This is a genomic window from Enterococcus hirae ATCC 9790 (assembly GCF_000271405.2).
GTDB classification, from domain to species: Bacteria; Bacillota; Bacilli; order Lactobacillales; family Enterococcaceae; genus Enterococcus_B; species Enterococcus_B hirae.
Map to the genome: position 1 here is coordinate 1,651,670 of NC_018081.1, position 25,608 is coordinate 1,677,277.

Genomic DNA, 25,608 nt, shown 5'->3' on the forward strand with positions numbered 1-25,608 from the left:
TTTCTCACCGTGAACAAGAGGTCAGCTCTTTGAACATCATTTATTCGTTTTTAGAGATACTAGAAGAGACTGAAGCAAGTTTTGTTTCAGTCCCTTTTATTTTAGAGAACTATCCAAATTTCGTCCTAGAATTTTTTGTGCAAATATCGTAAATGATGTGAAAGTATATACTTTTTAGTATATACTTATTGTTGGATAAAAATATTTTCTCATTATTGTTGGTTCTGCTAATAAATAAAGCTAGCAGAAAGTTTGGAGAATATTTTAGGAGGAATCTCGTGAAAAAACAACCAAAATTTCAAGAAATTGCGAATGAAATTGAGAAGCGAATCATGGAAGGAATTTACGTTTCTAGTCAAAAATTACCTTCAGAATATGATTTAGCAGACGAGTTTCAATGTAGTCGTTTAACTGTTCGTAAAGCAATCGAATTATTGATCAGCCAAAATAAGTTGATCAAAGAAAAAAGTAAAGGCACGTATGTCATGAAACAACCTAAGATCCAAAGTGGCTCTGGAGGACTGCAAAGCTTTACCGAAACTGCTCGAATCCAAGGGAAAAAGACAAAAACGCAAGTCTTAGAATGCGAAGTTACTGAACAACTACCAACGAATGTTAAACAAGCTTTTGGTGAATCGATTTCTGAGCCAATCGTTCATTTGAGACGATTACGTTATTTTGATGACGAACCAATGACGGTTGAAAATCTTTATATTTTAAAACGTTATCTGGGAGAAGTCTCTCAAGAAGAATTAAGTGGGTCACTCTATCAAGTGATCGAAAAAAACGTTGAAATTGCTTATTCCCACCAAGAAATCGAAGCAGTGAAAGCGACGGCTGACGTGGCAAAACTCTTGCAAGTAGCTGTGGATGAACCGATGTTGTTTGTCCATTCAATGACATATTCGCCAGCAGCCAAACCAATCTTATATGACTGCTCGTATTATCGTGCAGATAAATATACATTTAAAAATACGTTGATTCGTCAAAAAAGGAGTGAATAAATTGAAAAAACGCAAGTCGATGATTGATGAACATTGGGAGGAATTTCTTCAAACAGTTATGAAAGTACCAAGTGTGAAAGGGGAGCCGGAAGATCATGCTCCGTTTGGGAAAGCACCTCGAGAAGTGTTGGACCTTGTACTTAAAAAAGGAAAAGAAGTAGGGTTTAAGACCAAAGTGATTGATGATGCGATCGGGTACGTCCAATGGGGAGAAGATGATGAGGACTATATTGGGATCATTGGTCATTTAGATGTGGTTCCAGCAGGATCGGGATGGGATTTTCCACCCTTTGATTTAAGCGAAAAAGATGGACGCTTTTATGGACGAGGGATTTTAGATAATAAAGGGCCGATCATTAGTTGTTTTTATGCTCTGATCCTGTTGAAAAAAATGGGAGCGGTTCCTAAAAAAACGATCCGCATTATTTTTGGGACTGACGAAGAAAGTGGGATGTCTGATGTGGCGCATTATTTACAGGCTGAAGTTCCGCCATCATTTGGTTTTACGCCAGATTGTAAATATCCAGTTGTTTACGGAGAAAGAGGAGTAGTCAACCTAACGATTCATTTCCCATTAGTTAAAGAAGAAGTTATTCAAATCAGTGATTTTGCAGGGGATCAATATCGAGATCATGTGCCAGACCAGCTGAGTGTGTCGATTAATGCGAAAAAATTTGATGTGGAAGGAAAACGTTCTCCAAGTAATGCCCCAGAATTAGGAGAGAATGCGATTACGCTGCTTGCCGAAAAAATCAAAGCAGATTCAGCTGTTCCAGAACAAATACGAGCTTATTTTGATTGGATCTGGCAAGCTTTCCACAATAAACATTATGGAGAAGGAATCGAGCTTGCTTTGTCTGATGAAGATTCAGGCAGGTTGATTCTTACACCTGTGAATTTGCAAAAAAACACTAACGGGTTAGATTTAGAAGTTGCTTTTCGTTACCCTGTTTCAGTCACAGAAGAGGAAGTCGTGAGTGGGTTGGCTAAACAGTTGCCCGAGAAAGCGACTTTTACAATCAATCGCAGTATTCCAGGGATCTGTCAGAAAAAAGATTCGCCTGAAATCAAAAAACTATCTCAAATTTATGGCGAGATTACTGGGAACGACCCTACACCAGTGACGACAACGGGTGCTACTTATGCCAGAAAGATTCCTAATGTATTAGCGTTTGGTCCCTCTTTTCCAGGGCAAAAAGGGATTGCGCATAACAAAAACGAGTATATGGAAGTAACAGATCTGCGTATGAATTTAGAGATATACCTGCGAAGCATTCAAGCATTGATCGAATAAACAGTTATATATTTTTTAAAAAAAGATTATCAGAGACTTCTCTTATAAATCAATTAGATTTTAAGAAAAGTCTCTTTTTAGTATAGACATAATAGTATATACTAAATAAAATAGATGTAAGCGCTATATATAGGAGGAGTAAACATGTGGGGAATTATCGCAACGTGGCGTATGGCACATGATGGTGTGTTAGCTGCCAAAGAATTATTAGAACAGGAAGGAACATGCGGAGATGCTGTGGAAACGTCAATCAAATGTGTAGAAGACTATCCATTTTATAAATCAGTTGGCTATGGTGGCTTGCCAAACGAACGAGGCATTGTAGAAATGGATGCGGCTTTTATGGATGGGGATACGTTCAAAATTGGGGCAGTGGCTGGGATCGTAGATATTGCGAATCCAATATCAGTTGCCAGAAAATTAAGTAATGAAAAATTCAATAGTTTTCGCGTAGGACAAGGAGCCACTGAATATGCAATGCTAGCAGGATTCGAACGGAAAAACATGCTAACGCCAAGAGCTAAAAAAATTTGGAAAAAACGAGTGGCAGAAGTAGCGAAAACGAATCTAAGCCCCTATGACGGACATGATACGGTGGGCGTAGTTTCTTTGGATCAACACACTGGCATGGCTGCAGGAACGTCTAGTTCTGGATTATTTATGAAAAAGCAAGGTCGTGTGGGAGATTCCCCTTTATCAGGTTCTGGTTTTTACGTCGACAGTCAAATCGGTGGTGCGACAGCAACTGGTCTAGGAGAAGATCTAATGAAAGGCTGTCTAGCTTATGAAATTGTTCGCTTGATGGGAGAAGGAGTTACTCCACAAAAAGCCTGTGATCAAGCTGTGTATTCTTTTACTGATTTATTAAAAGAACGGTATGGCAAAGCAGGTGCTTTTTCATTAGTTGCTATGAATAAAGCAGGTGAATGGGGAGTTGCGACCAATGTCGAATTTACGTTTACTGTTGCAACTGAAAAGGAGCAACCAGCTATCTACTTAGCTAATCCAGGAGTTGATCAGACAACGATCATTGAACCAATCACCAAAGAATGGCTGGATGCTTATGAAAAACGCATCAAAGCCCCAGTTTGATCCCAGTATCGAAGTCATTTAGCTGATAATCAGCATATGTATATATAAGGAGGAGAAAAAAATGGCAACAAAAAAAATCTATTTATTCTGTGAAGCAGGTATGTCAACAAGTATTATGGTCAATAAAATGATGGAAGTAGTCACAAAACATCAGATGCCACTAGAAATCCATGCGTTCCCAGCAATCCATGCAGAGGAAAAAGTTGAACAAGAGAAACCGGTAGCTATCTTATTAGGACCACAAGTTCGTCATTTAAGTGACAAAATGAAAAAAACGTTTGAGCCGTTAGGCATTCCTGTAGGCACAATTGCCACAGAAGCATATGGCATGATGGATGGCGAACGTGCGATGAAAGATGTCCTGAAAATGATCAAAGAAAGTAGAAAATGAGTTTTTGTAAACGGAAACAGTCGGAGTCAACAAAAAGATCGGGGGAAAAAAGATGCAAAAATTTTTGAATTGGTTAGAAAAAGTTTTGACACCAATGGCAAAAACGGTTGGAGAAAATAAATATTTGATTGCTATACGAGATGGCTTTTTACTTTCTACACCGTTATTGATCGTGGGGTCATTGTTTCTAGTATTGACCAACTTTCCAATACCAAATTGGAATGAATGGATGGCTGGATTTTTAGGGGAAAATTGGGCAGTCATGTTGAATAAGCCTGCCACTGCCAGTTTTGATATTATGACGATTTTAGCAGTTGGGGGCATCGGTTATAGTTTAGCAAAGCAATTTAAAGTGGATGCGATGCAAGCAGCAATTATTTCTTTAGTTTCATTCTTTATCGTAACGCCTTTTACCACATTATTTACGCCAGAAGGTTCGACTGAAGTATTTGAAGTCGGAAGTCTTCCTTTACGTTGGATGGGATCAAGTGGTTTATTTTTAGGTATGGTAGTTGCTTTAGTAGCGACTCGTATGTTCGTTGCCTTGATTCGTACAGGGTGGACAATCAAAATGCCAGATGGCGTGCCGCCTACTGTTGTTAAATCGTTTGAAGCATTGATTCCAAGTTTCGTCATCTTAACGTTCTTTATGGTGGCGAATTGGGTAGCGAGTTTAACCACATATGGGAATTTACAAGAAATCCTGTTTAAATTCTTACAAACACCATTGTTAAGTTTAGGGAATACCTTAGGTGCTATGATCATTGCGTACTTATTTTTACATTTTTTCTGGTTTTTCGGAATCAACGGTTCAAGTGTCGTAGGTGCAGTTTTCAATCCAGTTCTTCGTGCTTTATCGATTGAAAATCTAAATGCGTTTAAAGACGGACATGAAATTCCTAATATCATTACAGGTCAATTTCAAGATATGTTTGCAACATTTGGTGGGGGCGGTTCTACCTTATCATTGATTTTGATTATGATTCTTGTATGTAAAAGTCAGCGAGTGAAAAAACTTTCACAATTATCGCTTGTACCAGGAATTTTCGGGATCAATGAACCGATCATCTTTGGTTTACCGATCGTATTAAATCCAATCATTTTGATCCCATTTGCTTTAGTACCGACGATCAATATCATTATTGCTTATTTTTGTATGGATCTAGGGTTAGTTGCTTACACCAATGGGATTCAACTTCCATGGACAACGCCACCGATCATTTCAGGCTTTTTAGTCAGCGGTTGGCAAGCTTCTGTCCTTCAGGGATTACTTATTTTATTAGGAATGGCAGTTTATTATCCATTCATCAAAGTGTTAGACAATCAATATCTGAAAGAAGAGCTTGAGGCAGAAGAATCAACAGCAGAAGAAATCAATTTTGATGACTTTGATTTTGATACCTTATAAAAAGGAGTAGGAGCATGAAAAAAATCATTTTGATCTTCAACCATGTGACCGCAGGTATGGGAAGTGACGAACAAGCACAATTACCTCCAGGTGGAAAAAAACAGCTCTAGGACTGGGAGAAACATTAGCGCCATTGTTTAAAGAAAAAAGGCAGAGATTATTGCTACTTTATACTGCGGTGATCGTTACTATTCAAGTCATCCAGAAGAAGTCAAACAAAAATTTATCGGATTCGCCAAAAAGTTTGGAGCAGATGCGATATTATGTGGACCAGCTATGCATTATCCTAATTTTGGAGAGATGGCAGGCGGGTTAGTCGAAGCTTTTAACAAAGAAGGCATTCCTGCTGTCGCTGCAATGTCAGTTGAAAATCCTGCTGTAGCAAAATATCAGCAAGTGATCCCCATCGTTAAAATGCCAAAAAAAGGTGGGATCGGACTAAATCAATCCTATAAAAATATGGCAACAATCGTGACACAGTTAGCGAAAGGAGAAGAACGAACTTCCTCAGAACAAGAAATGATCTTTTGAATCAAAAGTGAATAAACGGAGCATAATGACTTTTCTTAAGTTGAAAAGCTGTTTCGATAGATGACGGAAAAAAGCCAATCATTACGTATGTTTTGATTGGCTTTTTGTGTGAAGAAGGTTGCAAAGAATAGTTTGCCACAAGCAGGATCAGGGGAGATGAGCAACACGTAAGGCTTTGATCAATGTTTGGGTAGAAAGATTCAATCAATTAGCTAACTGAATTTCATCGTTTGCCAACTTGCTCCTTCTCTTTATTGATTTATTCCTTCTCTTTATTAAAAAGTAGAGTGAAAAATAGACTTGAATCTCAATGGATCGTCCAATAAACTATTTATTGTAAGCGATTTATTCTTAATTGAAGAAAAGTGGTGATGTATGAACAAAGTAAAGATACTCATGAGCTTGTTTGTTAGCTCTATACTTCTATTGTTGGTTTCTCATCCCCAAGAAATAGCGGCAACTACAAGCAAGTCTAATGTAGGAACACATGCAACATTTTCCAAAGTAATGACTTATGATCAAATGATTGAGCAACTCACAAATGATCTTCAGCTTTCATCAACAAAAGCAAGGCAAAAACTCGAATCTTCGGACAAGATTGTTCACACAGTTACTCGAAATAGAGCAACCTTTCGTGTACTGTCGCATACTGTGACGGTGAATAAGACGTACAAGCCAACGATGCGGTTTTATTGTGAAACGAGTGAAAGTGGTCATTTTAGAGCGATTAAACGAATAGTAGCAATAAATTTGGTTAGAGAAGACCAGAAAGTGGCAAAAGCCTTTTCCGGAACTGTCTATGTCAACTTAGAAGAAGCCAATCGTATCTATTATATCGTGAATGGTGACTTCTTTAATCAAGGCACGACTTCATGGAAAAACGGATCAACGAGTGGTGTAGACAGTGCGCTAGATCTAAGGTTTACTACAAAGGATGCCGGGAGCCATTACCAATACAGTTATAGTGAACACCGAATCACTTTTTGATTTGCAGGCGGGTAAGGAAGTGGACAGCGATCGCTAACCATTGCTGAATAATAGTGAATGGTTAAAGAAAAGTGATGGGAGAGATATGGGTGGCTCGTAAAACTTAGTTTACACAAAAAATAACGAAAAAAGCTGATCCATACATGCGGATCAGCTTTTTATCTTTTAAATTTAGAAAGCAAAACATTCCCAAATATGCTAAGATAGCAATAGACGCGTCCTGAGGGAATCGAACCCCCGTCTCAAGAACCGGAATCTTACGTGATATCCACTACACTAAGGACGCAAGTACAGACACAATTGTAACGAAACTAAAAAAAATTACAAGGGGAATGGACAAAAAAATGAAATTTCAACAAAACTTTTCACAAAAACAACAGCAAACACAAAAATTAGCCATGACACAACATCTGCAACAGTCCATCCAGGTATTGCAATATAACAGTGAAGAGCTCTTGGCATTTGTTGAAAATCAAGCATTAGAAAATCCATTGATAGAAGTAGTGGAACCAGAATGGCAATCTGACTATCAGAAGATCAGATCAGCCAATGATAATGAAGAAACCAACTACTTAAATCAAATTCCCGATACCAGTGTTTCCTTATTTGAATCATTGATCGAACAGATCCATTTGAACTATCGGCAGACCTTCTTACGTCAGTTAGTTCTTTATTTAGTCGAGTACATTGATTTAAATGGATTTTTGACGATTGATTTAAAAGAGGCACAAGAACAAACAAATGCAACTTCGATTGAGATCCTTGATGCACTGACGCTGGTCCAACAACTTGAACCAGCAGGTGTGGGGGCACGAAGTTTACAAGAGTGTTTGATGTTACAAACGGAAAGAGATGACTTTGCACCAGAGTTAGCGTATATCGTTTTGGAAGAGTGTTTTGAGTTGCTGGTTAATCGCAAATGGAAAGAGATCGCTCAACGCTTTTCAATCGAACTTAGTGAAGTACAACGAATCTTTGATTACATCCAAACACTTAGCCCAAGCCCTGGCCGAATTTTTGATCGAAGCAGTGAATTATATATCATTCCTGATGTCAAAGTGATGGTTGATAAGGACCAAAAAGTGTCTGTCCTCTCTAGACGAGGAAATCAACCAGACGTTCGTTTCCAAGAACATTATTTTAATCAGATGCTTAAAAGAGCAGACAAAGAAACGCAAGCGTACTTGAAAGAACGGAAACAAGAATTTGACTGGTTGAAAAAAACGATTCTACAACGAGGGGATACGATTTTACGGGTGGCTCAAATCATTGTTTCCCATCAACAAGCCTTTTTCACAAATAAAGAAAGACCAATTAAACCGCTGACATTAAAAGAAGTGGCAAAAGAGTTGGAAGTACATGAATCCACTGTCAGCCGTGCCGTCAATGGAAAATACCTGGAAACTGAATTTGGGGTTTTCGAGCTTAAGAAATTCTTTACAACTAGACTACAGCAAAGTGGGACAGATACTGAGACCGATCTCTCAGCTGATACTGCACAAAAGAAAATCCAAGAACTTGTGGATCAAGAAGACAAAATCAAACCACTTTCTGATCAAAAGATCGTAGAATTATTAAAAAAAGATGAAATATTGATTTCAAGAAGGACGGTTGCAAAATATCGTGACCTGCTGGGAATCCCAAGTTCATCGAAAAGAAAACGTTATGATAGATAATGTGAATCTCGACTAGAAAAAAATGAAAAGTTTTTTCTAGTCTTTTTTTATTGAAAAAAACGGGTAAAACTGTTAGACTTACATTCGTGAGGTTGAGATTTTCCTTTTAAATACTTAGTAGTAGGAAAGTCGCTTTTCTTTTTTTATCGTACATGGGTCGTTTTGAGTCTACATTGGACAAATATCGTCCAACTAAGGAGATCGCTATGCTTGATGAATTGAAAATGATTGAATCTGTTGCACCGGATATTATCGAGGTTTTACAGGAAAGATATAAAATTTTACGTAATATTTATTGGATGCAGCCAATAGGTCGTCGTAGTTTATCAGAGAGTATGGGCATCACAGAACGCGTATTACGAACAGAAACAGATCTATTGAAACAGTTAGATTTGATCAACACCTCTAAAAGCGGTATGACTTTGACCAAAAAAGGAGAAGAAGTTTATCAAAGCCTTGAGAACTTCATGGATCAACTTTTAGGAATGCATCAGACAGAAAAAAAACTGGCTGAGTATTTTGGGAATCAACGTTGTATCGTGGTATCAGGAAACAGTGAAGAACAGCCTAAAGTGGCGGATGCTTTTGGTGAAGCATTAAATGAAGCTTTAGATTTGTTACTACCGGAGGGCAATAATATCATTGCTGTAATGGGGGGAACAACGATGGCTGTAGTAGCTGAACAACTGACAAATTTGGAAAACAATCAGCGACATAATCTATTTGTGCCAGCTCGTGGTGGTATCGGAGAGGCTGTGACTGTACAAGCCAATTCCGTAAGTGCTAGAATGGCTACAAAAGCAAGTGGAAATCATCGTGCATTGTATGTTCCAGAACAATTAAGTTTAGCAACGTACAATTCCTTGCTCAATGAACCCTCTATTCAAGAAGTGTTAAACTTGATTAGTCAGGCAAATTGTGTTATTCATAGTATTGGACGCGCACTCCATATGGCAGCACGTCGAAAAATGACTGAAAAGGAATTAGTCATGCTGAAACAGGCGAATGCGGTGGCGGAATCTTTCGGCTATTTTTTCAATGAAAATGGCGAAGTCGTATATAAAGTTCCTCGCATCGGAATCGAATTGAAAGATTTGGCAAATGTACCCATCATTCTTGCGATTGCTGGGGGAAAGTCAAAAGCAAAAGCGATTCGCGCCTATATGAAAAATGCACCAAAACAAACGTGGCTCATCACTGATGAAGCTGCAGCAAAAGAGATTTTAAAAGGGGTATCCCTTTAAAATAAATATTTTTTTGATTTTCATAAGGAGGAAATCTTAAATGACAGTTAAAGTAGGTATTAATGGTTTTGGACGTATCGGACGTCTAGCATTCCGTCGTATCCAAGATGTAGATGGAATCGAAGTAGTAGCAATCAACGACTTAACAGATGCTAAAATGTTAGCACACTTGTTAAAATATGACACAACTCAAGGACGTTTCAACGGAACAGTTGAAGTTCACGAAGGTTCATTCAACGTTAACGGAAAAGAAGTTAAAGTTTTAGCTAACCGTAACCCTGAAGAATTACCTTGGGGCGAACTAGGTGTTGACATCGTTCTAGAATGTACTGGTTTCTTCACTTCAAAAGCAGCTGCTGAAAAACATTTAACAGCTGGTGCTAAACGTGTTGTTATCTCAGCTCCTGGTGGAAATGACGTTCCAACAATCGTTTATAACACAAACCACGAAACATTAACTGGTAAAGAAACAGTTATCTCAGGTGCTTCATGTACTACTAACTGTTTAGCTCCTATGGCTAAAACATTAAACGACAAATTTGGTGTTGTTGAAGGATTAATGACAACTATCCACGCTTACACAGGTGACCAAATGACTCTAGACGGACCTCATCCTAAAGGTGACTTCCGCCGTGCACGCGCTGCTGCTGCAAACATCGTTCCTAACTCAACAGGTGCTGCTAAAGCTATCGGTTTAGTAATCCCTGAATTGAACGGTAAATTAGACGGAGCTGCTCAACGTGTTCCTGTACCAACAGGTTCATTAACTGAATTAGTTACAGTTCTTGAAAAAGAAGTAACTGTTGACGAAATCAACGCAGCAATGAAAGAAGCTTCAAACGAATCTTACGGATACAACACAGACGAAATCGTTTCTTCTGATATCGTTGGTATGACTTTCGGTTCATTATTTGACGCTACACAAACTAAAGTAATGACTGTTGGCGACAAACAATTAGTTAAAACTGTTGCTTGGTATGACAACGAAATGTCTTACACTGCACAATTAGTACGTACTTTAGAATACTTCGCTAACTTATAAGATAGACCAAACGTACAAGTGTAATTTATAAGCATGTACACTTAAAAGCGGGGAAGCAATCGCGCTTCTTCCGCTTTTTTTGATAGTAAGTTTATTTAGGAGGAAATAAAATGGCTAAGAAAACAGTGAAAGATATTGATTTAAAAGATAAAAAAGTTCTTGTCCGTGTTGACTTTAATGTTCCTTTGAAAGATGGCGTGATCACAGATGACACACGTATCAAAGCAGCATTACCAACAATCAACTACGTATTAGAACAAGGCGGAAAAGCAATTCTTTTCTCTCACTTAGGACGTGTAAAAACGGAAGAAGATAAAGAAGGTAAATCTTTAGCTCCAGTTGCAAAACGTTTAGGCGAACTATTAGGAAAAGAAGTAACTTTCGTTTCTGAAACTCGTGGTGCAGAATTAGAAGCAGCAATCAATGGCATGAAAGATGGCGACGTGGTTGTTTTTGAAAACACTCGTTTTGAAGACATTGATGGCAAAAAAGAAAGCAAAAATGATGCAGACCTAGGTAAATACTGGGCTTCATTAGGTGATGTATTTGTCAATGATGCTTTCGGTACAGCTCACCGTGCGCATGCTTCAAACGTCGGAATTGCTTCAACTGGTATCCCAACAGTTGCTGGATTCTTGATGGAAAAAGAAATCAAATTTATCGGTGAAGCCGTTGAAGAACCAAAACGCCCTATGATCGCAATCTTAGGTGGCGCAAAAGTTTCTGATAAAATCGGTGTAATCGAAAACTTGATTCCTAAAGCAGATAAAATCTTGATCGGTGGCGGAATGACTTACACATTCTACGAAGCTAAAGGAATCAAAATCGGTAACTCTTTAGTAGAAGCTGATAAAGTTGAATTAGCAAAAGAATTGATCGAAAAAGCTGGCGACAAATTAGTCTTGCCAATCGATAACGTTTGTGCTCCAGAGTTCTCAAACGATGTTGAAACACAAGTAATCGAAGGCGATATCCCTGAAGGATTGATGGCTTTAGACATCGGCCCTGCGTCAGTGAAATTATTTGCTGATACATTACAAGGTGCAAAAACAGTTGTTTGGAACGGACCAATGGGTGTGTTCGAAATGAGTAACTTTGCTAAAGGTACAATCGGTGTTTGTGAAGCAATCGCTAACCTTGAAGATGCAACAACAATCATCGGTGGTGGTGACTCAGCAGCAGCTGCAGAACAATTAGGTTTTGCTGACAAATTCACACATATCTCAACAGGTGGCGGCGCAAGCTTAGAATTACTAGAAGGTAAAGAACTACCTGGTTTAGCTGCAATCAACGATAAATAAGCATCGTTCGTTGTATCTGATTTAGATGAAGACAGCTGCTTTTTGCAACGGTGAATTGATTCAAACTCAAATAAACTTAACCAAAAAGCAGCTTTTTCTTTTTATACGTGGAGGAGAGTTCCACGACTCATAATTTTAAAGGAGTGCATACTGTCATGCGTAAACCAATTATCGCTGGTAACTGGAAAATGAACAAAACTGCATCTGAAGCAAAAGAATTTGCTGAAGCAGTAAAAAACAACATCCCTTCAAATGAAAAAGTTGATTCTGTTATCGGATCACCTGCTTTGTTCTTACAAGAACTAATGGCTTCAGCTGAAGGAACAGAATTAAAAATCTCAGCACAAAACTGCTACTGGGAAAACTCAGGTGCATTCACAGGTGAAACTTCACCAGCTGCTTTAGCAGACTTAGGTGTGGACTATGTGATCATCGGACATTCAGAACGTCGTGAATACTTCCATGAAACAGATGAAGACATCAACAAAAAAGCGAAAGCTATCTTTGCAAACGGCATGATCCCAATTCTTTGCTGTGGTGAATCTTTAGAAACTTACGAAGCTGGAAAAACAGCTGAATGGATCGAAGGACAAATCACTGCTGGTCTTGAAGGATTGACAGATGGCCAAGTAAGCAACATGGTTATTGCTTACGAACCAATTTGGGCAATCGGTACTGGTAAATCAGCTGATGCACAAATTGCTGACGAAATCTGTGGCGTTGTACGTCAAACAGTTGAAAAATTATACGGCAAGGAAGTATCTGATGCAGTACGTATCCAATACGGTGGTTCTGTAAAACCAGAAAACATTGCTGAATATATGGCGAAAGAAAATGTTGACGGAGCATTAGTTGGTGGCGCAAGCTTACAAGCTGATTCATTCTTAGCATTATTAGACGCTGTAAAATAATTAGTGAAAATTTGCGAAAAATGCAAGAAATGTTTGCACTAACGCCTAAAATTAACTAAAATCGTATATGAGGGAAATCCCTTAGGAAAAAACAAACTCAAAGGAGAGACAAAACATGTCAATTATTACTGATGTTTACGCTCGCGAGATCTTAGACTCACGCGGTAACCCAACAATCGAAGTAGAAGTATACACAGAAAGCGGAGCTTTTGGCCGTGGAATGGTTCCTTCAGGTGCTTCAACTGGTGAATACGAAGCCGTTGAATTACGTGATGGAGACAAAGCTCGTTATGGCGGTAAAGGTGTAACTAAAGCTGTTGACAACGTAAACAACATCATTGCTGAAGCAATCATTGGCTACGATGTACGTGACCAAATGGCAATCGATAAAGCTATGATCGCTTTAGACGGAACTCCTAACAAAGGTAAATTAGGTGCGAACGCAATTTTAGGTGTATCTATCGCTGTTGCTCGTGCAGCTGCTGACTACCTAGAAGTACCTTTATACCACTACCTAGGCGGATTCAATACAAAAGTTTTACCAACTCCAATGATGAACATCATCAACGGTGGATCACATGCGGATAACTCAATCGACTTCCAAGAATTCATGATCATGCCTGTTGGCGCTCCAACATTCAAAGAAGCTCTACGTATGGGTGCTGAAGTATTCCACGCATTAGCAGCAATCTTGAAATCTCGTGGATTAGCTACTTCTGTTGGTGACGAAGGTGGATTCGCTCCTAACCTTGGTTCAAACGAAGAAGGTTTTGAAGTAATCATCGAAGCAATCGAAAAAGCTGGCTATGTACCTGGTAAAGACGTTGTTCTTGCTATGGATGCTGCTTCTTCAGAATTCTACGACAAAGAAAAAGGTGTTTACGTATTAGCTGATTCAGGCGAAGGCGAAAAAACAACTGACGAAATGATCAAATTCTACGAAGAATTAGTTTCTAAATATCCAATCATCTCAATCGAAGACGGATTAGACGAAAACGACTGGGACGGATTCAAGAAATTAACTGACGTATTAGGCGACAAAGTTCAATTAGTTGGTGACGACTTGTTCGTAACAAACACTCAAAAATTATCTGAAGGTATTGAAAAAGGAATCGCTAACTCAATCCTAATCAAAGTTAACCAAATCGGTACTTTGACAGAAACTTTTGAAGCAATCGAAATGGCTAAAGAAGCTGGCTACACAGCAGTTGTTTCTCACCGTTCAGGTGAAACAGAAGATTCAACAATCTCTGATATTGCTGTTGCAACAAACGCTGGTCAAATCAAAACTGGTTCTCTATCACGTACTGACCGTATTGCTAAATACAACCAATTACTACGTATCGAAGACCAATTAGGCGAAGTTGCTGAATACAAAGGTTTGAAATCTTTCTACAACTTAAAAAACAAATAATTTTAGGACGATCAAGTAAGTACGACGGATAGCGGAGCGTCGATTATGTAGCTGCGCTGGTCTACTTCATTCTTAAGTTATTAAAAAGTACCTTTCTCTTATCTTGAAGATAGGAGAAAGGTCTTTTTTTGCAGAAAAAAATTTAGAGATTATCCTAACAAAAACTGAATTACATAATCGTTTTTTGTCACGTTTACAAACGATTTAATTATTGCTAAAATATTACGATAAAAGCAAAAAACAGAATAATGGGGAAAGTGAATGAAAGAAAAAATCTTTAAGGGATTAAAATGGTTTGGTATTTTGATCCTAAGTATCATTTTACTGGTCGTGATCGCTTTTCAAGTTTCGCCAAGACCAGGTGCTTATGTGATCCGACATCTGTTTAGCGACGCTGTAACGATCACAGATAAAGAAACGTATGAACAAGCAAAAGCAACCACTAGTTTGCTCGCCGATCGTTCTTATCAGTCGCAATTCAAAAAAAACAACTATGATATCTATTCTCCTAAAGATAGTGAAGCACCATTGCCAACGTTGATCTGGGTTCACGGTGGAGGTTATGTGAGTGGAGATAAAGTAGGAGTAAAAGAATTTGCAACAAAATTAGCTTCAGATGCGCACATCGCAGTTGTTGCTATGAACTATGAGCCGGCACCTAGTTCTCAGTATCCCAATCAAGTAGTCCAAGTCAATGAATTAGTCCAACAATTAAAAAAAGAGAACAATCAGAAGTTGGATCTTTCGAAGCTGATTTTTGGTGGTGACAGTGCAGGCGCTCAGATTGCCTTACAGTATGTCACTATCCAAACAAATCAGCAGTATGCAAAAGAAATGAAGATGAACCAAATAATCGATCCATCGGCGATCAAAGGGGCCATTTCTTACTGTGGGCCAGTTGACTTGCAACAAACAGCAAAACAGCAATCGAGTGATCGATTGATGCATTTCTTCGTTAAAACGGTAGCTTGGTCTTTGATTGGAACGAAAGATTGGCAAACAGACGAACGCTTATATCAAGCCAGTTTAGTTGATCAAGTTTCAAAAGACTTTCCGCCTACGTATATCACAGATGGAAATGCGTATTCATTTCAAGATCAAGGGATTGCTTTCGCAAATAAATTAAAAGAGTTAGACGTTCCTGTAGACGAACTATTTTATAAAGACCAGAAAAAAGAAATCAGTCATGAATATCAATTTAATTATACATTGCCAGAATCAAAAACTTGTTATGAGAAAACGGAGCGGTTCATTGAAAACTGTTTTCGATCTACAACAGCTCAATAACGAATTGCCGAAGCATCCCGAAATAGCTCCTTCTATTTTGGGGTGCTTCGATGTCTTTAGACATAGGAGTGTCAATGGCTGCTGCTAGCTAATCGACTGAGAATGGATGAATGATTGAAAATGACACACTGTTTCAGTAAAATAGAAAGAAACAGTAGGAGTGTGGGACAGGATGGGAAATGAAGAAAAAATAGCTATTTTACAAGAACTGATCCGAATCAAGTCAGTGAATGGGAACGAAGGGGAAGTAGCCGCCTACTTAAATCAATTATTGAATCAACATGGAATCCAAGGAGAAATCATTTCTCACACTGAGGGGCGTGATAACTTGGTGGCGACGTATCACAATGGTCAAGGAAGAGTATTAGGTTTGTCTGGTCACATGGATGTTGTGTCTGCAGGAGACGAATCGAATTGGACCTATCCGCCTTTTGCAGCAGAAATAAAAGGCAATCGTTTGTATGGTCGTGGTGCTACCGATATGAAAAGCGGGCTAGCCGCTATGGTGATTGCGATGATTGAATTGAAAGAGTCTGGCAAACCGTTTAATGGGACAATCAAATTATTAGCGACAGTAGGGGAAGAAGTCGGAGAATTAGGTAGTGAACAACTGACAAAAGCAGGTTATGTCGACGATTTAGACGGACTGATCATTGGGGAACCTACCAATTACCATTTGATGTATACTCACATGGGTTCAATTAACTATACCGTTGTTTCTCATGGTAAAGAAGCTCACAGCTCAATGCCTCAAGAAGGCTACAATGCGATCAACCATTTAAATGAATTTATTACGCGTGCAAACGAGCAAATGGATGCTTTAGCGAATGATTTCCAAAATTCAGCGTTAGGAAAAACGATTCATAACGTTACAGTGATCAACGGAGGAAATCAAGTCAACAGTATTCCAAGTCAGGCGCAATTACAAGGAAATATCCGCTCAATCCCTGAATTTCCAAACGATCAAATCATTGATTTATTGCAAAAGATCGTGGATGAATTGAATGAAGGAACGAACTATCACTTAGAATTGACGATCGACTACAATAAGATTCCTGTGAAAGCAAATCCTGATTCTTCGTTGATCCACCATATTCAAAAACAGTTCAAGCAACCATTGCCCCTAGTAGGTGCAGCAGCAACGACAGATGCAGCTGAATTTACTAAATCCGCTCACTCCTTCGATTTTGTGGTATTCGGTCCCGGAGTCGTAAACTTGCCTCATCAAATAGACGAATATGTAGAAATCGATAATTACTTGGATATGATTGACACATATCAAGCAATCATCTTGTCTTATTTAGCATAACAGCCTATTTTGGTTCAAAGTACAAAAAAGTACAAAGTAGATCCTTCAATTAAATCAAAAAAAAGCAAAACAAATTTTCATGTTTTGCGTTTTTTTTTGATTTACTAATTGAAGTAACCGACTTCTATTCGCACGTGTATTTACTCCAGCTCATCACAACTACGCAGCTCAAATCGCTCTGTTCACAACCCTTTTCGGCAATGCCAAGACGACAAGGGTGACGACGACTACTGAGAGCAGGCGGTCGAGGTAATCGGTACCCGCTTGAACGAGAATCACGCTCATTGTTTGATTGAACCCAATTCCATGGAGGAACTGAACGATCATGCTTGAACCAGAAGAAGTGACTCCCCCAAAGAGTTTTACAGTGATTAGGGAAGAAAGGATGGTTCCAGGCAGTGATAAGACAAGCGCCCAGAAAACTAAGGTCCAGCGGTTCTTACTTCGAGTGAATCGTTGATGGAAAATCACTCCAGCAAGTAAACCTGTTACCATTTGAACAGGTGAATAATACAACGAGAAGATATCGGTGGTAACACCACTTAATACCCCGCTGGCTAAGCCAGTGAGTAACCCAAATACCGGACCTAACAAAGTCCCAGCGAATATGGTACCGATCGAATCAAGATAGATCGGTAATCGTAGCCATAATGCAATGGTTCCGCCGATATAATTGATTCCGATACATAAAGCGACGATCGTAATCGTCTGTGTGGTGATTCTTTTTTTGCGCATGTTTTTCATCCCATCTTTAATTTTTCCAGATCTTTTTTAATCGTTTCTTCTTGTGCATTTAAAAGAACGGTCAAAAACTTCCGAAAAAATAGATGAGTATCAACTTCTGTCATAATGGTGCTGTTTGGTGCTTTTTGCCAAAAATCAAAGCGATCGACTAGTGTTTGCCCACGGCTGATTCCTTGCGTTTCAACAGCGGTATAACTAGTAAATCCCTGACAAATGCTTTCGTCGATAAAGTAGGCAACGGCCAGAGGATCATTGATGACGCACCCTAGGATTCTTTCTTGTTGCCAGTGAAAATCGAAATAAAAACGAGTGATCGCTTTTAGAAATTCTCCTTCTTCAGGATTGAGCTGACAACAATATTCTAATAAGGTAGGTGTCAAAACGATTTCTCTCGTAACATCTAAACCGACCATTTCAATCGTGTTCCCTAAATTTTCAAACACAAAGGCAGCTGCATCAGGATCGCACCAATAATTGTACTCAGCAACTGGTGAACAGTTTCCGTGGCTTTTGTAGGTGCCACCCATTGAAATAAATCGCTCGAAATGTTTCCCTAAATGTGGATTTTTCATCAAAGCACGAGCAATATTGGTCAAAGGGCCAAGTGCAATGATCGAGGTGTTTGTTTCTTTAGAAAAGTATTCCGCCAAAAAATCGACTGCTGATTTTTCTTCTATTTGTTTTTCTTGTACTTGAGCAAAGTTTGTCTCGCCTAATCCGTCCATCCCATGAGTGTCTTGTGCGCTAATAAACGGCTGTTTCAACGGTTGTGTTTGCCCTTGATAGACGGGGATGTCTAAGCGTCCGCAACGTTTCAAACATTTGAAAACATTTTGGCTACCGATCGTCACAGGTACATTACCGCAGACCGTCGTGATCGCAACCACCTCGATTTCGGGGGACTTGATGGCTAACATCAATGCTAAAGTGTCATCGATTCCAGGATCGCAGTCAATAATTACTTTTCGCATTATTTCCAATCTCCTTTCTGTAGAGATACTTAGTTTTTTATTCTGGGAAGTTTCCGAACCAGTCCAAGGATACTCCTTGATTAAAATGCACGGAATCAGTATACTGGCTTTTAAATAAAATGTAAATGTTATCTTATTTTTTATTCCTATTTGATCGGTTTTAAATTTCAATGAAGCCTAGGGTGAAAACTTGAGCAGTTTTTTTAGAAAATGGTACAATGGAATAGAAGGCTATACGGATTGATAATAGAAAAAATATTTATGGAAAGCGGGGAAGATAAGTGATTGTCATGTATCTTATTCTTATAGTTCTCATTTTAGGCGCAGTCATTTATCGTGGACTTTCTTCTTACTATGCGCAAAAATTAATTCAATCGGGTTTACAAAGAGGATATGATTGGTATGAGAAAACTGGTCATCAGTTGATGGACCCATCGGCTTTTACGATCGTGGAAAAGCAACGGCAACTTGCGGAAACAGAAGCTGAGGGCTTTTGGAATAAAGGCAAAGAAATCGAAGTCAAAAGTCATGATGGGTTAAAACTATTAGGACGAATCTTTCAAAGTTCCTCTCCCAACAAAAAATGGGTTGTTTGTGTCCATGACTATCGAAGTGATGGGAAAACAGATATGTCTTATATTGGAAAGAAATATGCAGAAGCAGGGTTTAACGTCTTGATTCCTGATTTGCGTGCTCACGGCAAGAGTGAAGGAGAAATTATCGGGATGGGGTGGTTGGATCGTTTAGACTTGATTATCTGGATCAACTATATTTTACAGATGCAGCCAGATGCTAACATTATTTTACATGGGAGTTCAATGGGTGCCTCTGCTATCATGATGGCTAGTGGGGAAAAACTACCTCCTGCAGTTCGAGGGTTTATCCTGGATAGCGGGTTTGTTTCCGTCTATGCGGAGTTTCGCTACATGTTGAGCAAACTAACCTTTCTTCCTAAAAAGATGATCATGCGCCATGCAAATCGCTATGCAAAGAAATATGCTGGTTATTCTTTGAAACAGGCGTCAGCAACCCGTCAGTTGGGCAGTAACCATCTGCCAGTATTGATCATTCATGGGGAAGAGGATCAGTTCGTTCCAGTCAGTGCCGCTTATACGATCCAAAATGCGACAGCTGGTGAAAATGATCTTTTTCTGATCCCAGAAGCTCAACATTTAGAAGCAGCCGTGAAAGATCCCACCAAATATTGGACGGTTGTTTTCTCATTTATCGAACAGCGAATCGATTGGAGAGAATCAGGTTATTCCGAGTATAAATAATTGTTTGCTGAGAACTAGACTGTTAGAATCAAGGAGAACAAATTATTTGGTCAATACGGGGAGTGGCGAAAATGGAAATCAAAGAAGAAAAAAATCGTTTCGTATTATTGAATGATGAAGCAAAAGAAATCGGGGAAATGACTTGGTCGGATGCAGGACCAGACATCATGATCATTGATCATACATTTGTAGAACCAGAGTATCGTGGACAAAAATTAGCAGAAAAATTAGTGCTTAATGGCGTAGAACTAGCTCGAAGAGAAGGTAAAAAAATTATTCCATTGTGTCCATATGCGAAGAAAGAATTTGAAAGAAAACCTGAATATCAAGATGTGCTTCGTAAATAATCGACTCGTTTTCGTACGATCGTCAATGAATGAAATGACAAAAAGTGGATCTATCCGCTAAATGAACTTTTTTTAAATTAGAGAAACCGAAATTGTAGCAACCGGCTATCAGCGGTGTTATTCTTTCGGTTTTTTCGTCTTTTCAGTCTTTGCCCATGAATAAGTACTAATACTAAATGTTATCTAAAATTGGAGCCCCATTCGCAAGAGAAGGTTGTCAGAGTTTTTTTTTATGATAAAGTAAAATAGATGATATTTTACGGAAAGGAGGCTGCTTAATGTATAATGTAATTTTAGGAATCGTGATCGTGTTATCGATTGTAATGGTCATTGCAATCATGATGCAACCAAGTAAACAAAACAGTGCAGCAAGTGCATTTACTGGCGGAGCGGATCAATTATTCGGTAAACAAAAAGCACGTGGTTTTGAAGCAGTCATGCAACGTTCGACAGCGGTAATGGGTGCCATTTGGATGATTTTATTATTTGTACTAGCCTTTTTATCTTCTAAATAAAAAGTTGATTTAACGATTAGTCGAAATAATTATGAATCTTTTTTTCGTTCAAAAAATTTCGGCTTAATTTTTTAAGTAGTTGATTTGAATGAGCGAAAAAAGAATTCCTTTCATGCAGAGCAGTGATTGACGTCGCGGCTCTTTTTTATTTGCCAAAAGAGCGGTTTTGTCCTAAGGGATCGCCAATCTATGTTAAAATGAGAAGAACGAGGTGAACCTAATGAAAAGTCTACCAAAACCCCTTTATGCAAAACATAGTAAGAGAGCTGTGCTACTCTTACATGCCTATTCTGGAAGTCCGAATGATGTGCGCATGCTGGCTCGATATTTGGAAAAGTCAGAATATACTGTCTATGCTCCATTATTTACTGGACATGGAACGCTAGCTCCACAAGACATTTTAGCGCAAAAAACGGAAACATGGTGGGAAGATACGAAACAAGCCATCCACTTTTTAAAAGCAGAAGGTTTTTCCCAAGTTGCCGTTTTTGGATTATCAATGGGAGGAATCTTCGCTGTTCGAGCATTAGCAGAACAGTCAGAGATCATTGGTGGCGGATGTTTCTGCTCACCGATTTCACCAGTTGAAAATCATGTACCAGAAAATTTTGAGCGATATGAACGTTATGTGCTAAAACTTGCAGGGGAATCTGAACAGGAAATCGAAGAAACTGTCGCTGCGCTTCGACCAAATGTTTATCAGCAATTAGCAGAGATACAAAACCAAGCAGCAATTACAGAAGGAAAACTTAGTGACATCCAAGCACCTGTTTTTTTAGCCCAAGCCGGTCAAGATGAAATGATTGATCCAGCTGGAGTCTACGAAATAGCAAAAAAATTAGCCGATAAAAGAGTGACCCTTCAATGGTATCCCAACAGCAAACATGTGATCACCGTTGGAGAGTCTAGAAAATTACTGGAAAAAGATGTGTTGGAGTTTCTAGAGAATTTACCTTGGAATGAGGAATGAAAATGACAAAAGAAACATTGAAAGAAAAAATTATTTTTTTATTGAGAGCGAGCGCAAAAAAAGCTTTTCAATGGAAGAAATCGCCCAAGGATTGGGCTTGCAAAAAAGTGAAGATTTCAAGCTACTCGTTCAGACGATCGCTCAAATGGAACGAGAACAAAGTGTGGTCTTTACCAAAAAAGGAAAAGTGAAGCTGCCATTAAAACCAGTATTGATCGAAGGAACGTTTCGGGCCAATGAAAGAGGCTTCGGCTTTGTGACGATTGATCCAGAAGAAGATGATATCTATATTCCTAAAGAAGCAACTGGGTATGCCATGGATGGCGATACGGTAGCGATCGATATCATAAAAACGGCCGATACTGCGATGGATCGTGGAGCAGAAGGTAAAGTAGTTGAGATCCGCAAACGAGCAACTACGCAATTAGCTGGGGAATTTGTAGCTTACAAAGAGGAAGAGATAAGTGAAACGGATCTTTATGGGGTGGTTATCCCAAAAGACAAAAAATTGAATCAGTTTAAAGTTTATGCAGCAGCTGAAGGGATTCGACCAGTTGATGGGAGTATCGTAATGGTTGAGCTGACCCATTATCCTGAGAAAAACTACGCGACCAGTTTAGAAGGTATTGTCAAACAAGTCATCGGCCATAAAAATGATCCTGGAATGGATATCCTATCGATTGTTGTCTCAAACGGGATTCCGACAAAATTTCCAGATGATGTCTTGGCAGAAGCTGATCAAGTGCCAGATACGATTAATGAAAAAGACCTAGTTGGCCGGAGAGACTTACGGGAACAATTGATCGTGACGATTGACGGAGAAGATGCCAAAGATTTGGATGATGCCGTTACTGTGAAAAAATTAGCCAACGGTAATTATTTCTTAGGTGTACACATTGCAGATGTTTCCAATTATGTGACCGAAGGAAGCCAGTTAGATCGTGAAGCTTACGAACGAGGAACGAGTGTGTATTTAACCGACCGTGTCATTCCAATGATCCCACAAAGATTATCAAACGGGATTTGTTCATTGAATCCTCACGTACCAAGACTAACAATGAGTTGTGAGATGGAGATTGATCCAAATGGTCAGGTGGTATCTCATGATATTTTCCCAAGTGTCATCCAAACGACGGAACGAATGACCTATACAGCGGTCAATCAGATTTTAGAAGAACAAGATGAGCAGGTAATGGAACGTTATCAGCAATTAGTGCCGATGTTTCAAGAGATGCAAGAGCTACATCAGATTTTAGAAGAAATGCGGATTCGTCGAGGAGCGATTTCTTTTGAAGACCGTGAAGCAAAAATACTCGTAGAACCAGATGGACAACCAACTGATATCTTATTGCGAAGCCGTGGCGTAGGCGAACGGTTGATCGAATCTTTCATGTTGGCGGCAAATGAAACGGTGGCGGAACATTTTAATAAACGCAACTTTCCATTCATTTATCGGATTCACGAGCAACCTAAAGAAGAAAAGATGCAACGTTTCTTTGATTTTGCTTCCGCACTAGGAATCGTCGTTCGTGGAACAAAAGGAACGATCACACCTAAAGATCTTCAAAAAGTCATTGAAAACGTTGAAGACAAGCCGGAATCAGCTGTTATCAATACGATGCTGTTGAGAAGTATGCAACAAGCACGTTATTCAGAAGATAATTTTGGGCACTATGGATTAGCTGCGGAATATTATACGCATTTCACTTCGCCTATCAGACGTTATCCAGATTTGATCGTCCATCGCTTAATTCGCTCGTATGGACAAGACCCAAGTGAAGCAAATCAAACTTATTGGGAAAATGAGCTACCCGAAATTGCGGAGCATAGTTCGAAGATGGAACGTCGTGCGGTCGAGGCAGAGCGTGAAGTAGATGCAATGAAGAAAGCTGAATACATGATGGATAAAGTAGGAGAGGAATTTGAAGGGATCATCAGTTCAGTTGTTAAATTTGGGTTGTTTATCGAATTACCCAATACGATTGAAGGTTTGATCCATATCAATGAGTTGAAACAAGACTATTTCCACTTTATTGAGAATCATTTAGCATTAGTAGGCGAACGAACAGGGTTAACTTTTAAAATCGGTCAAAAAGTGCGGGTAAAAGTCATCAAAGCAGACCCGGAAGAACGTGCAATCGACTTTGAATTGATTGATGCAGAAGAAATCGTTCCATTAGAACGTCCAAAAACGTCAAACAAAAATCGTCCTTCTAATCGTCATCAAAAACGTTCATCAAAATCTCATACTGAACGGAATGGAAAGAAAAATTCCTATTCAAATGAGCGGAAAAAAGGAAAAGGACCATCTAATAAAAAAGGGAAAAACCTTTTTATAAGGGAATTAAGAAGAAAAAGAAAAAATAACCAATAACCACTATGAATACCAGTTTGGAGGAATGTCATATGCCAAAAGGCGACGGAAAGTTAATCGCCCAAAATAAAAAGGCTCGCCATGATTATTCGATTATCGATACGATGGAAGCAGGAATGGTGCTGCAAGGAACAGAAATCAAATCGATCCGAAACAGCCGAATCAATTTGAAAGATGGATTTGTCCGTATTCGAAACGGTGAAGCATTTTTGCATAATGTTCATATCAGTCCCTATGAACAAGGCAATATTTTTAACCATGATCCGTTACGAACAAGAAAGTTACTATTACACAAAAAACAGATTTCACGGCTAGAGACTGAAACAAAAAATACCGGGGTCACGATCGTACCCTTAAAAGTATATATTCGTGATGGGTATGCCAAAGTTTTGATTGGTCTTGCGAAAGGGAAGAAATCTTATGACAAGCGAGAAGATCTAAAACGAAAAGATGTGGATCGTCAAATTGATCGAACATTAAAAAATTTCTCTAGATAATTTCATTATCCTTTTTCGCATATTCGGTGCTTTTAGGTTTACTTAATGATAAAATTTGTTAGCATTTAATCTGATAAAGCATGATATCACAGGTTTTTTCTTGTAAAACGCCACGATGATTTTTAGGAAAAAGCAAACTTTTTTGACTGAAATAAAAAATTGTCTGATTTTCATGAAAATGTTTTGAATTTTCTGTTTCATGGTGGTATGATACCGTTTGGTTAGAAAACGATTTAGAAAAACCAGATGTACACATGAATTTGATTTTATGTGAAATTCAGGGAAAAGAGGTGAAATGGATTGGATGAACGCTCGCTAACGTTCCATATTGGACCGGTTTGGTTTGATGGTACTGTTTGTATGATGGTGTTATTGACCTGTTTGATTGTCTTCTTCTTAGTTTACTTCTTTACAAGAAATCTTAAGATGAAACCAACGGGGAAACAAAATGCGCTGGAATGGGTCATTGACTTTACCCGAGGGATCGTAACAGATAATCTGCCTAGAAAAGAATTGAATAATTTTCATTTGTTGGCTTTTACATTGTTCTTGTTTGTCTTCGTGGCAAATAATATAGGTTTAATAACGAAAATCGTCTTACCTAGCGAAACAACACTTTGGAAAAGTCCGACAGCAGACCCGTTTGTTACTTTAACTTTGGCATTTATAATGATCACACTTACTCATTTATTCGGGGTGAAAAAGCTTGGATTTAAAGGGTATTTTGTAAATTCGTTCTTGAAACCATATAGTTTCATGTTTCCAATGAAGCTGATCGAAGAATTTACGAACCTATTAACACTTGCTTTGCGTCTTTACGGGAATATCTACGCGGGGGAAGTTTTACTTACCTTGATTGCCAATATGATGAATAATTTAGGTTGGTTCTCATTACCGTTAGCAATTCCTTTAGAGATGGTCTGGATCGCATTCTCATTGTTTATCGGAAGCATCCAAGCATTTGTCTTTGTCACTTTATCGATGGTATATATGAGCCATAAGATTGAAGTAGAAGAGTAACA

General features: G+C 38.8%; 22 protein-coding genes, 1 tRNA gene, 2 pseudogenes and 1 riboswitch. Of the genes and pseudogenes, 22 read left to right on the plus strand and 3 right to left on the minus strand.

Annotated elements, in window-relative coordinates; translation table 11 throughout:
- Positions 1-278 precede the first annotated feature (278 nt).
- The 7 genes and pseudogenes from EHR_RS07850 (at position 279) to EHR_RS07880 (ending at position 6,707) form a co-directional block, all read left to right on the plus strand.
- Complete coding sequence (locus tag EHR_RS07850; RefSeq protein ID WP_010738003.1) at positions 279-1,004, plus strand: GntR family transcriptional regulator, LSA1692 subfamily; 726 nt, start codon at positions 279-281, stop codon at positions 1,002-1,004.
- Positions 1,005-1,023: 19 nt separating this feature from the next.
- Positions 1,024-2,298 carry a Sapep family Mn(2+)-dependent dipeptidase gene (locus EHR_RS07855; RefSeq protein WP_034686014.1) on the plus strand — a complete coding sequence of 425 codons (1,275 nt, stop codon included), beginning with the start codon at positions 1,024-1,026 and terminating at the stop codon, positions 2,296-2,298.
- Between the two features lie 144 nt (positions 2,299-2,442).
- Complete coding sequence (locus EHR_RS07860) at positions 2,443-3,390, plus strand: glycosylasparaginase (RefSeq protein WP_010738001.1); 948 nt, start codon at positions 2,443-2,445, stop codon at positions 3,388-3,390.
- Positions 3,391-3,451: 61 nt separating this feature from the next.
- Complete coding sequence (locus EHR_RS07865) at positions 3,452-3,781, plus strand: PTS sugar transporter subunit IIB (protein ID WP_010718620.1); 330 nt, start codon at positions 3,452-3,454, stop codon at positions 3,779-3,781.
- A gap of 52 nt (positions 3,782-3,833) precedes the next feature.
- Positions 3,834-5,189: a PTS cellobiose transporter subunit IIC gene (gene celB, locus EHR_RS07870; protein ID WP_010738000.1), complete on the plus strand. Its 1,356-nt coding sequence runs from the start codon at positions 3,834-3,836 to the stop codon at positions 5,187-5,189.
- A gap of 14 nt (positions 5,190-5,203) precedes the next feature.
- Positions 5,204-5,720 (plus strand): annotated as a pseudogene (locus EHR_RS07875) (GrdB-related putative oxidoreductase).
- A gap of 375 nt (positions 5,721-6,095) precedes the next feature.
- A complete protein-coding gene (locus tag EHR_RS07880) occupies positions 6,096-6,707 on the plus strand; it encodes a hypothetical protein (protein WP_014834510.1) in 612 nt (203 codons plus the stop codon).
- A gap of 214 nt (positions 6,708-6,921) precedes the next feature.
- Here EHR_RS07880 and EHR_RS07885 read toward each other — a convergent pair.
- A tRNA-Arg gene (locus tag EHR_RS07885) sits at positions 6,922-6,993 on the minus strand.
- 58 nt (positions 6,994-7,051) lie between these two features.
- Between EHR_RS07885 and rpoN the strand changes: the two genes are divergently transcribed.
- The 8 genes from rpoN to EHR_RS07925 all read left to right on the plus strand — a co-directional run bounded on the left by rpoN (position 7,052) and on the right by EHR_RS07925 (position 16,891).
- Positions 7,052-8,383, plus strand: coding sequence for an RNA polymerase factor sigma-54 (rpoN, locus tag EHR_RS07890; RefSeq protein ID WP_010737997.1), 1,332 nt, complete (start codon positions 7,052-7,054; stop codon positions 8,381-8,383).
- 152 nt (positions 8,384-8,535) lie between these two features.
- Positions 8,536-9,627 (plus strand): sugar-binding transcriptional regulator, encoded by a 1,092-nt coding sequence (locus tag EHR_RS07895; RefSeq protein WP_172595671.1) that lies wholly within the window; start codon positions 8,536-8,538, stop codon positions 9,625-9,627.
- Positions 9,628-9,667: 40 nt separating this feature from the next.
- Complete coding sequence (gap, locus tag EHR_RS07900) at positions 9,668-10,669, plus strand: type I glyceraldehyde-3-phosphate dehydrogenase (RefSeq protein WP_010718614.1); 1,002 nt, start codon at positions 9,668-9,670, stop codon at positions 10,667-10,669.
- Positions 10,670-10,779: 110 nt separating this feature from the next.
- Positions 10,780-11,970: a phosphoglycerate kinase gene (locus tag EHR_RS07905; RefSeq protein WP_010737996.1), complete on the plus strand. Its 1,191-nt coding sequence runs from the start codon at positions 10,780-10,782 to the stop codon at positions 11,968-11,970.
- Between the two features lie 155 nt (positions 11,971-12,125).
- Positions 12,126-12,881, plus strand: coding sequence for a triose-phosphate isomerase (gene tpiA / locus EHR_RS07910; RefSeq protein WP_010718612.1), 756 nt, complete (start codon positions 12,126-12,128; stop codon positions 12,879-12,881).
- 115 nt (positions 12,882-12,996) lie between these two features.
- On the plus strand, positions 12,997-14,295 hold the full coding sequence (eno, locus tag EHR_RS07915) for a phosphopyruvate hydratase (protein ID WP_010718611.1): 1,299 nt from the start codon (positions 12,997-12,999) through the stop codon (positions 14,293-14,295).
- Positions 14,296-14,556: 261 nt separating this feature from the next.
- Complete coding sequence (locus EHR_RS07920) at positions 14,557-15,582, plus strand: alpha/beta hydrolase (RefSeq protein WP_014834511.1); 1,026 nt, start codon at positions 14,557-14,559, stop codon at positions 15,580-15,582.
- A gap of 172 nt (positions 15,583-15,754) precedes the next feature.
- Positions 15,755-16,891: an ArgE/DapE family deacylase gene (locus EHR_RS07925; protein WP_010737993.1), complete on the plus strand. Its 1,137-nt coding sequence runs from the start codon at positions 15,755-15,757 to the stop codon at positions 16,889-16,891.
- A 168-nt stretch (positions 16,892-17,059) separates the two neighbouring features.
- On the opposite strand, the gene EHR_RS07930 is transcribed toward EHR_RS07925, so the two are convergent.
- Together EHR_RS07930 and EHR_RS07935 are read right to left on the minus strand one after the other, a co-directional pair.
- Entirely contained in the window at positions 17,060-17,626 is a 567-nt protein-coding gene (locus EHR_RS07930; RefSeq protein ID WP_010737992.1) for an ECF transporter S component, read from the minus strand.
- Positions 17,627-17,631: 5 nt separating this feature from the next.
- Positions 17,632-18,606 (minus strand): nucleoside hydrolase, encoded by a 975-nt coding sequence (locus tag EHR_RS07935; protein ID WP_010737991.1) that lies wholly within the window; start codon positions 18,604-18,606, stop codon positions 17,632-17,634.
- A gap of 23 nt (positions 18,607-18,629) precedes the next feature.
- A riboswitch (PreQ1 riboswitch) is annotated at positions 18,630-18,674 on the minus strand.
- A 222-nt stretch (positions 18,675-18,896) separates the two neighbouring features.
- Between EHR_RS07935 and EHR_RS07940 the strand changes: the two genes are divergently transcribed.
- The 7 genes and pseudogenes from EHR_RS07940 (at position 18,897) to atpB (ending at position 25,606) form a co-directional block, all read left to right on the plus strand.
- Positions 18,897-19,883, plus strand: a complete 987-nt coding sequence (locus tag EHR_RS07940) for an alpha/beta hydrolase (RefSeq protein WP_192924302.1) — start codon at positions 18,897-18,899, stop codon at positions 19,881-19,883.
- 71 nt (positions 19,884-19,954) lie between these two features.
- Positions 19,955-20,230: a GNAT family N-acetyltransferase gene (locus EHR_RS07945; RefSeq protein ID WP_010718605.1), complete on the plus strand. Its 276-nt coding sequence runs from the start codon at positions 19,955-19,957 to the stop codon at positions 20,228-20,230.
- Positions 20,231-20,508: 278 nt separating this feature from the next.
- Entirely contained in the window at positions 20,509-20,745 is a 237-nt protein-coding gene (secG, locus tag EHR_RS07950) for a preprotein translocase subunit SecG (RefSeq protein ID WP_010718604.1), read from the plus strand.
- 220 nt (positions 20,746-20,965) lie between these two features.
- A complete protein-coding gene (locus EHR_RS07955; RefSeq protein ID WP_010737990.1) occupies positions 20,966-21,715 on the plus strand; it encodes an alpha/beta hydrolase in 750 nt (249 codons plus the stop codon).
- A 2-nt stretch (positions 21,716-21,717) separates the two neighbouring features.
- Positions 21,718-24,082, plus strand: a pseudogene (gene rnr, locus EHR_RS07960) (ribonuclease R).
- A 39-nt stretch (positions 24,083-24,121) separates the two neighbouring features.
- Complete coding sequence (smpB, locus tag EHR_RS07965; RefSeq protein WP_010718601.1) at positions 24,122-24,586, plus strand: SsrA-binding protein SmpB; 465 nt, start codon at positions 24,122-24,124, stop codon at positions 24,584-24,586.
- 300 nt (positions 24,587-24,886) lie between these two features.
- Positions 24,887-25,606: a F0F1 ATP synthase subunit A gene (atpB, locus tag EHR_RS07970; RefSeq protein ID WP_010718600.1), complete on the plus strand. Its 720-nt coding sequence runs from the start codon at positions 24,887-24,889 to the stop codon at positions 25,604-25,606.
- Positions 25,607-25,608 lie beyond the last annotated feature (2 nt).

What these genes read in the sequence shown, in the direction of transcription:
- EHR_RS07855 (WP_034686014.1), top strand. Translation starts at nt 1,024, where the DNA reads ATGATTGATGAACATTGGGAGGAATTTCTTCAAACAGTTATGAAAGTA.
- EHR_RS07860 (WP_010738001.1), top strand. Translation starts at nt 2,443, where the DNA reads ATGTGGGGAATTATCGCAACGTGGCGTATGGCACATGATGGTGTGTTA.
- EHR_RS07865 (WP_010718620.1), top strand. Translation starts at nt 3,452, where the DNA reads ATGGCAACAAAAAAAATCTATTTATTCTGTGAAGCAGGTATGTCAACA.
- celB (WP_010738000.1), top strand. Translation starts at nt 3,834, where the DNA reads ATGCAAAAATTTTTGAATTGGTTAGAAAAAGTTTTGACACCAATGGCA.
- EHR_RS07880 (WP_014834510.1), top strand. Translation starts at nt 6,096, where the DNA reads ATGAACAAAGTAAAGATACTCATGAGCTTGTTTGTTAGCTCTATACTT.
- rpoN (WP_010737997.1), top strand. Translation starts at nt 7,052, where the DNA reads ATGAAATTTCAACAAAACTTTTCACAAAAACAACAGCAAACACAAAAA.
- EHR_RS07895 (WP_172595671.1), top strand. Translation starts at nt 8,536, where the DNA reads ATGGGTCGTTTTGAGTCTACATTGGACAAATATCGTCCAACTAAGGAG.
- gap (WP_010718614.1), top strand. Translation starts at nt 9,668, where the DNA reads ATGACAGTTAAAGTAGGTATTAATGGTTTTGGACGTATCGGACGTCTA.
- EHR_RS07905 (WP_010737996.1), top strand. Translation starts at nt 10,780, where the DNA reads ATGGCTAAGAAAACAGTGAAAGATATTGATTTAAAAGATAAAAAAGTT.
- tpiA (WP_010718612.1), top strand. Translation starts at nt 12,126, where the DNA reads ATGCGTAAACCAATTATCGCTGGTAACTGGAAAATGAACAAAACTGCA.
- eno (WP_010718611.1), top strand. Translation starts at nt 12,997, where the DNA reads ATGTCAATTATTACTGATGTTTACGCTCGCGAGATCTTAGACTCACGC.
- EHR_RS07920 (WP_014834511.1), top strand. Translation starts at nt 14,557, where the DNA reads ATGAAAGAAAAAATCTTTAAGGGATTAAAATGGTTTGGTATTTTGATC.
- EHR_RS07925 (WP_010737993.1), top strand. Translation starts at nt 15,755, where the DNA reads ATGGGAAATGAAGAAAAAATAGCTATTTTACAAGAACTGATCCGAATC.
- EHR_RS07930 (WP_010737992.1), bottom strand. Translation starts at nt 17,626, where the DNA reads ATGCGCAAAAAAAGAATCACCACACAGACGATTACGATCGTCGCTTTA.
- EHR_RS07935 (WP_010737991.1), bottom strand. Translation starts at nt 18,606, where the DNA reads ATGCGAAAAGTAATTATTGACTGCGATCCTGGAATCGATGACACTTTA.
- EHR_RS07940 (WP_192924302.1), top strand. Translation starts at nt 18,897, where the DNA reads ATGTATCTTATTCTTATAGTTCTCATTTTAGGCGCAGTCATTTATCGT.
- EHR_RS07945 (WP_010718605.1), top strand. Translation starts at nt 19,955, where the DNA reads ATGGAAATCAAAGAAGAAAAAAATCGTTTCGTATTATTGAATGATGAA.
- secG (WP_010718604.1), top strand. Translation starts at nt 20,509, where the DNA reads ATGTATAATGTAATTTTAGGAATCGTGATCGTGTTATCGATTGTAATG.
- EHR_RS07955 (WP_010737990.1), top strand. Translation starts at nt 20,966, where the DNA reads ATGAAAAGTCTACCAAAACCCCTTTATGCAAAACATAGTAAGAGAGCT.
- smpB (WP_010718601.1), top strand. Translation starts at nt 24,122, where the DNA reads ATGCCAAAAGGCGACGGAAAGTTAATCGCCCAAAATAAAAAGGCTCGC.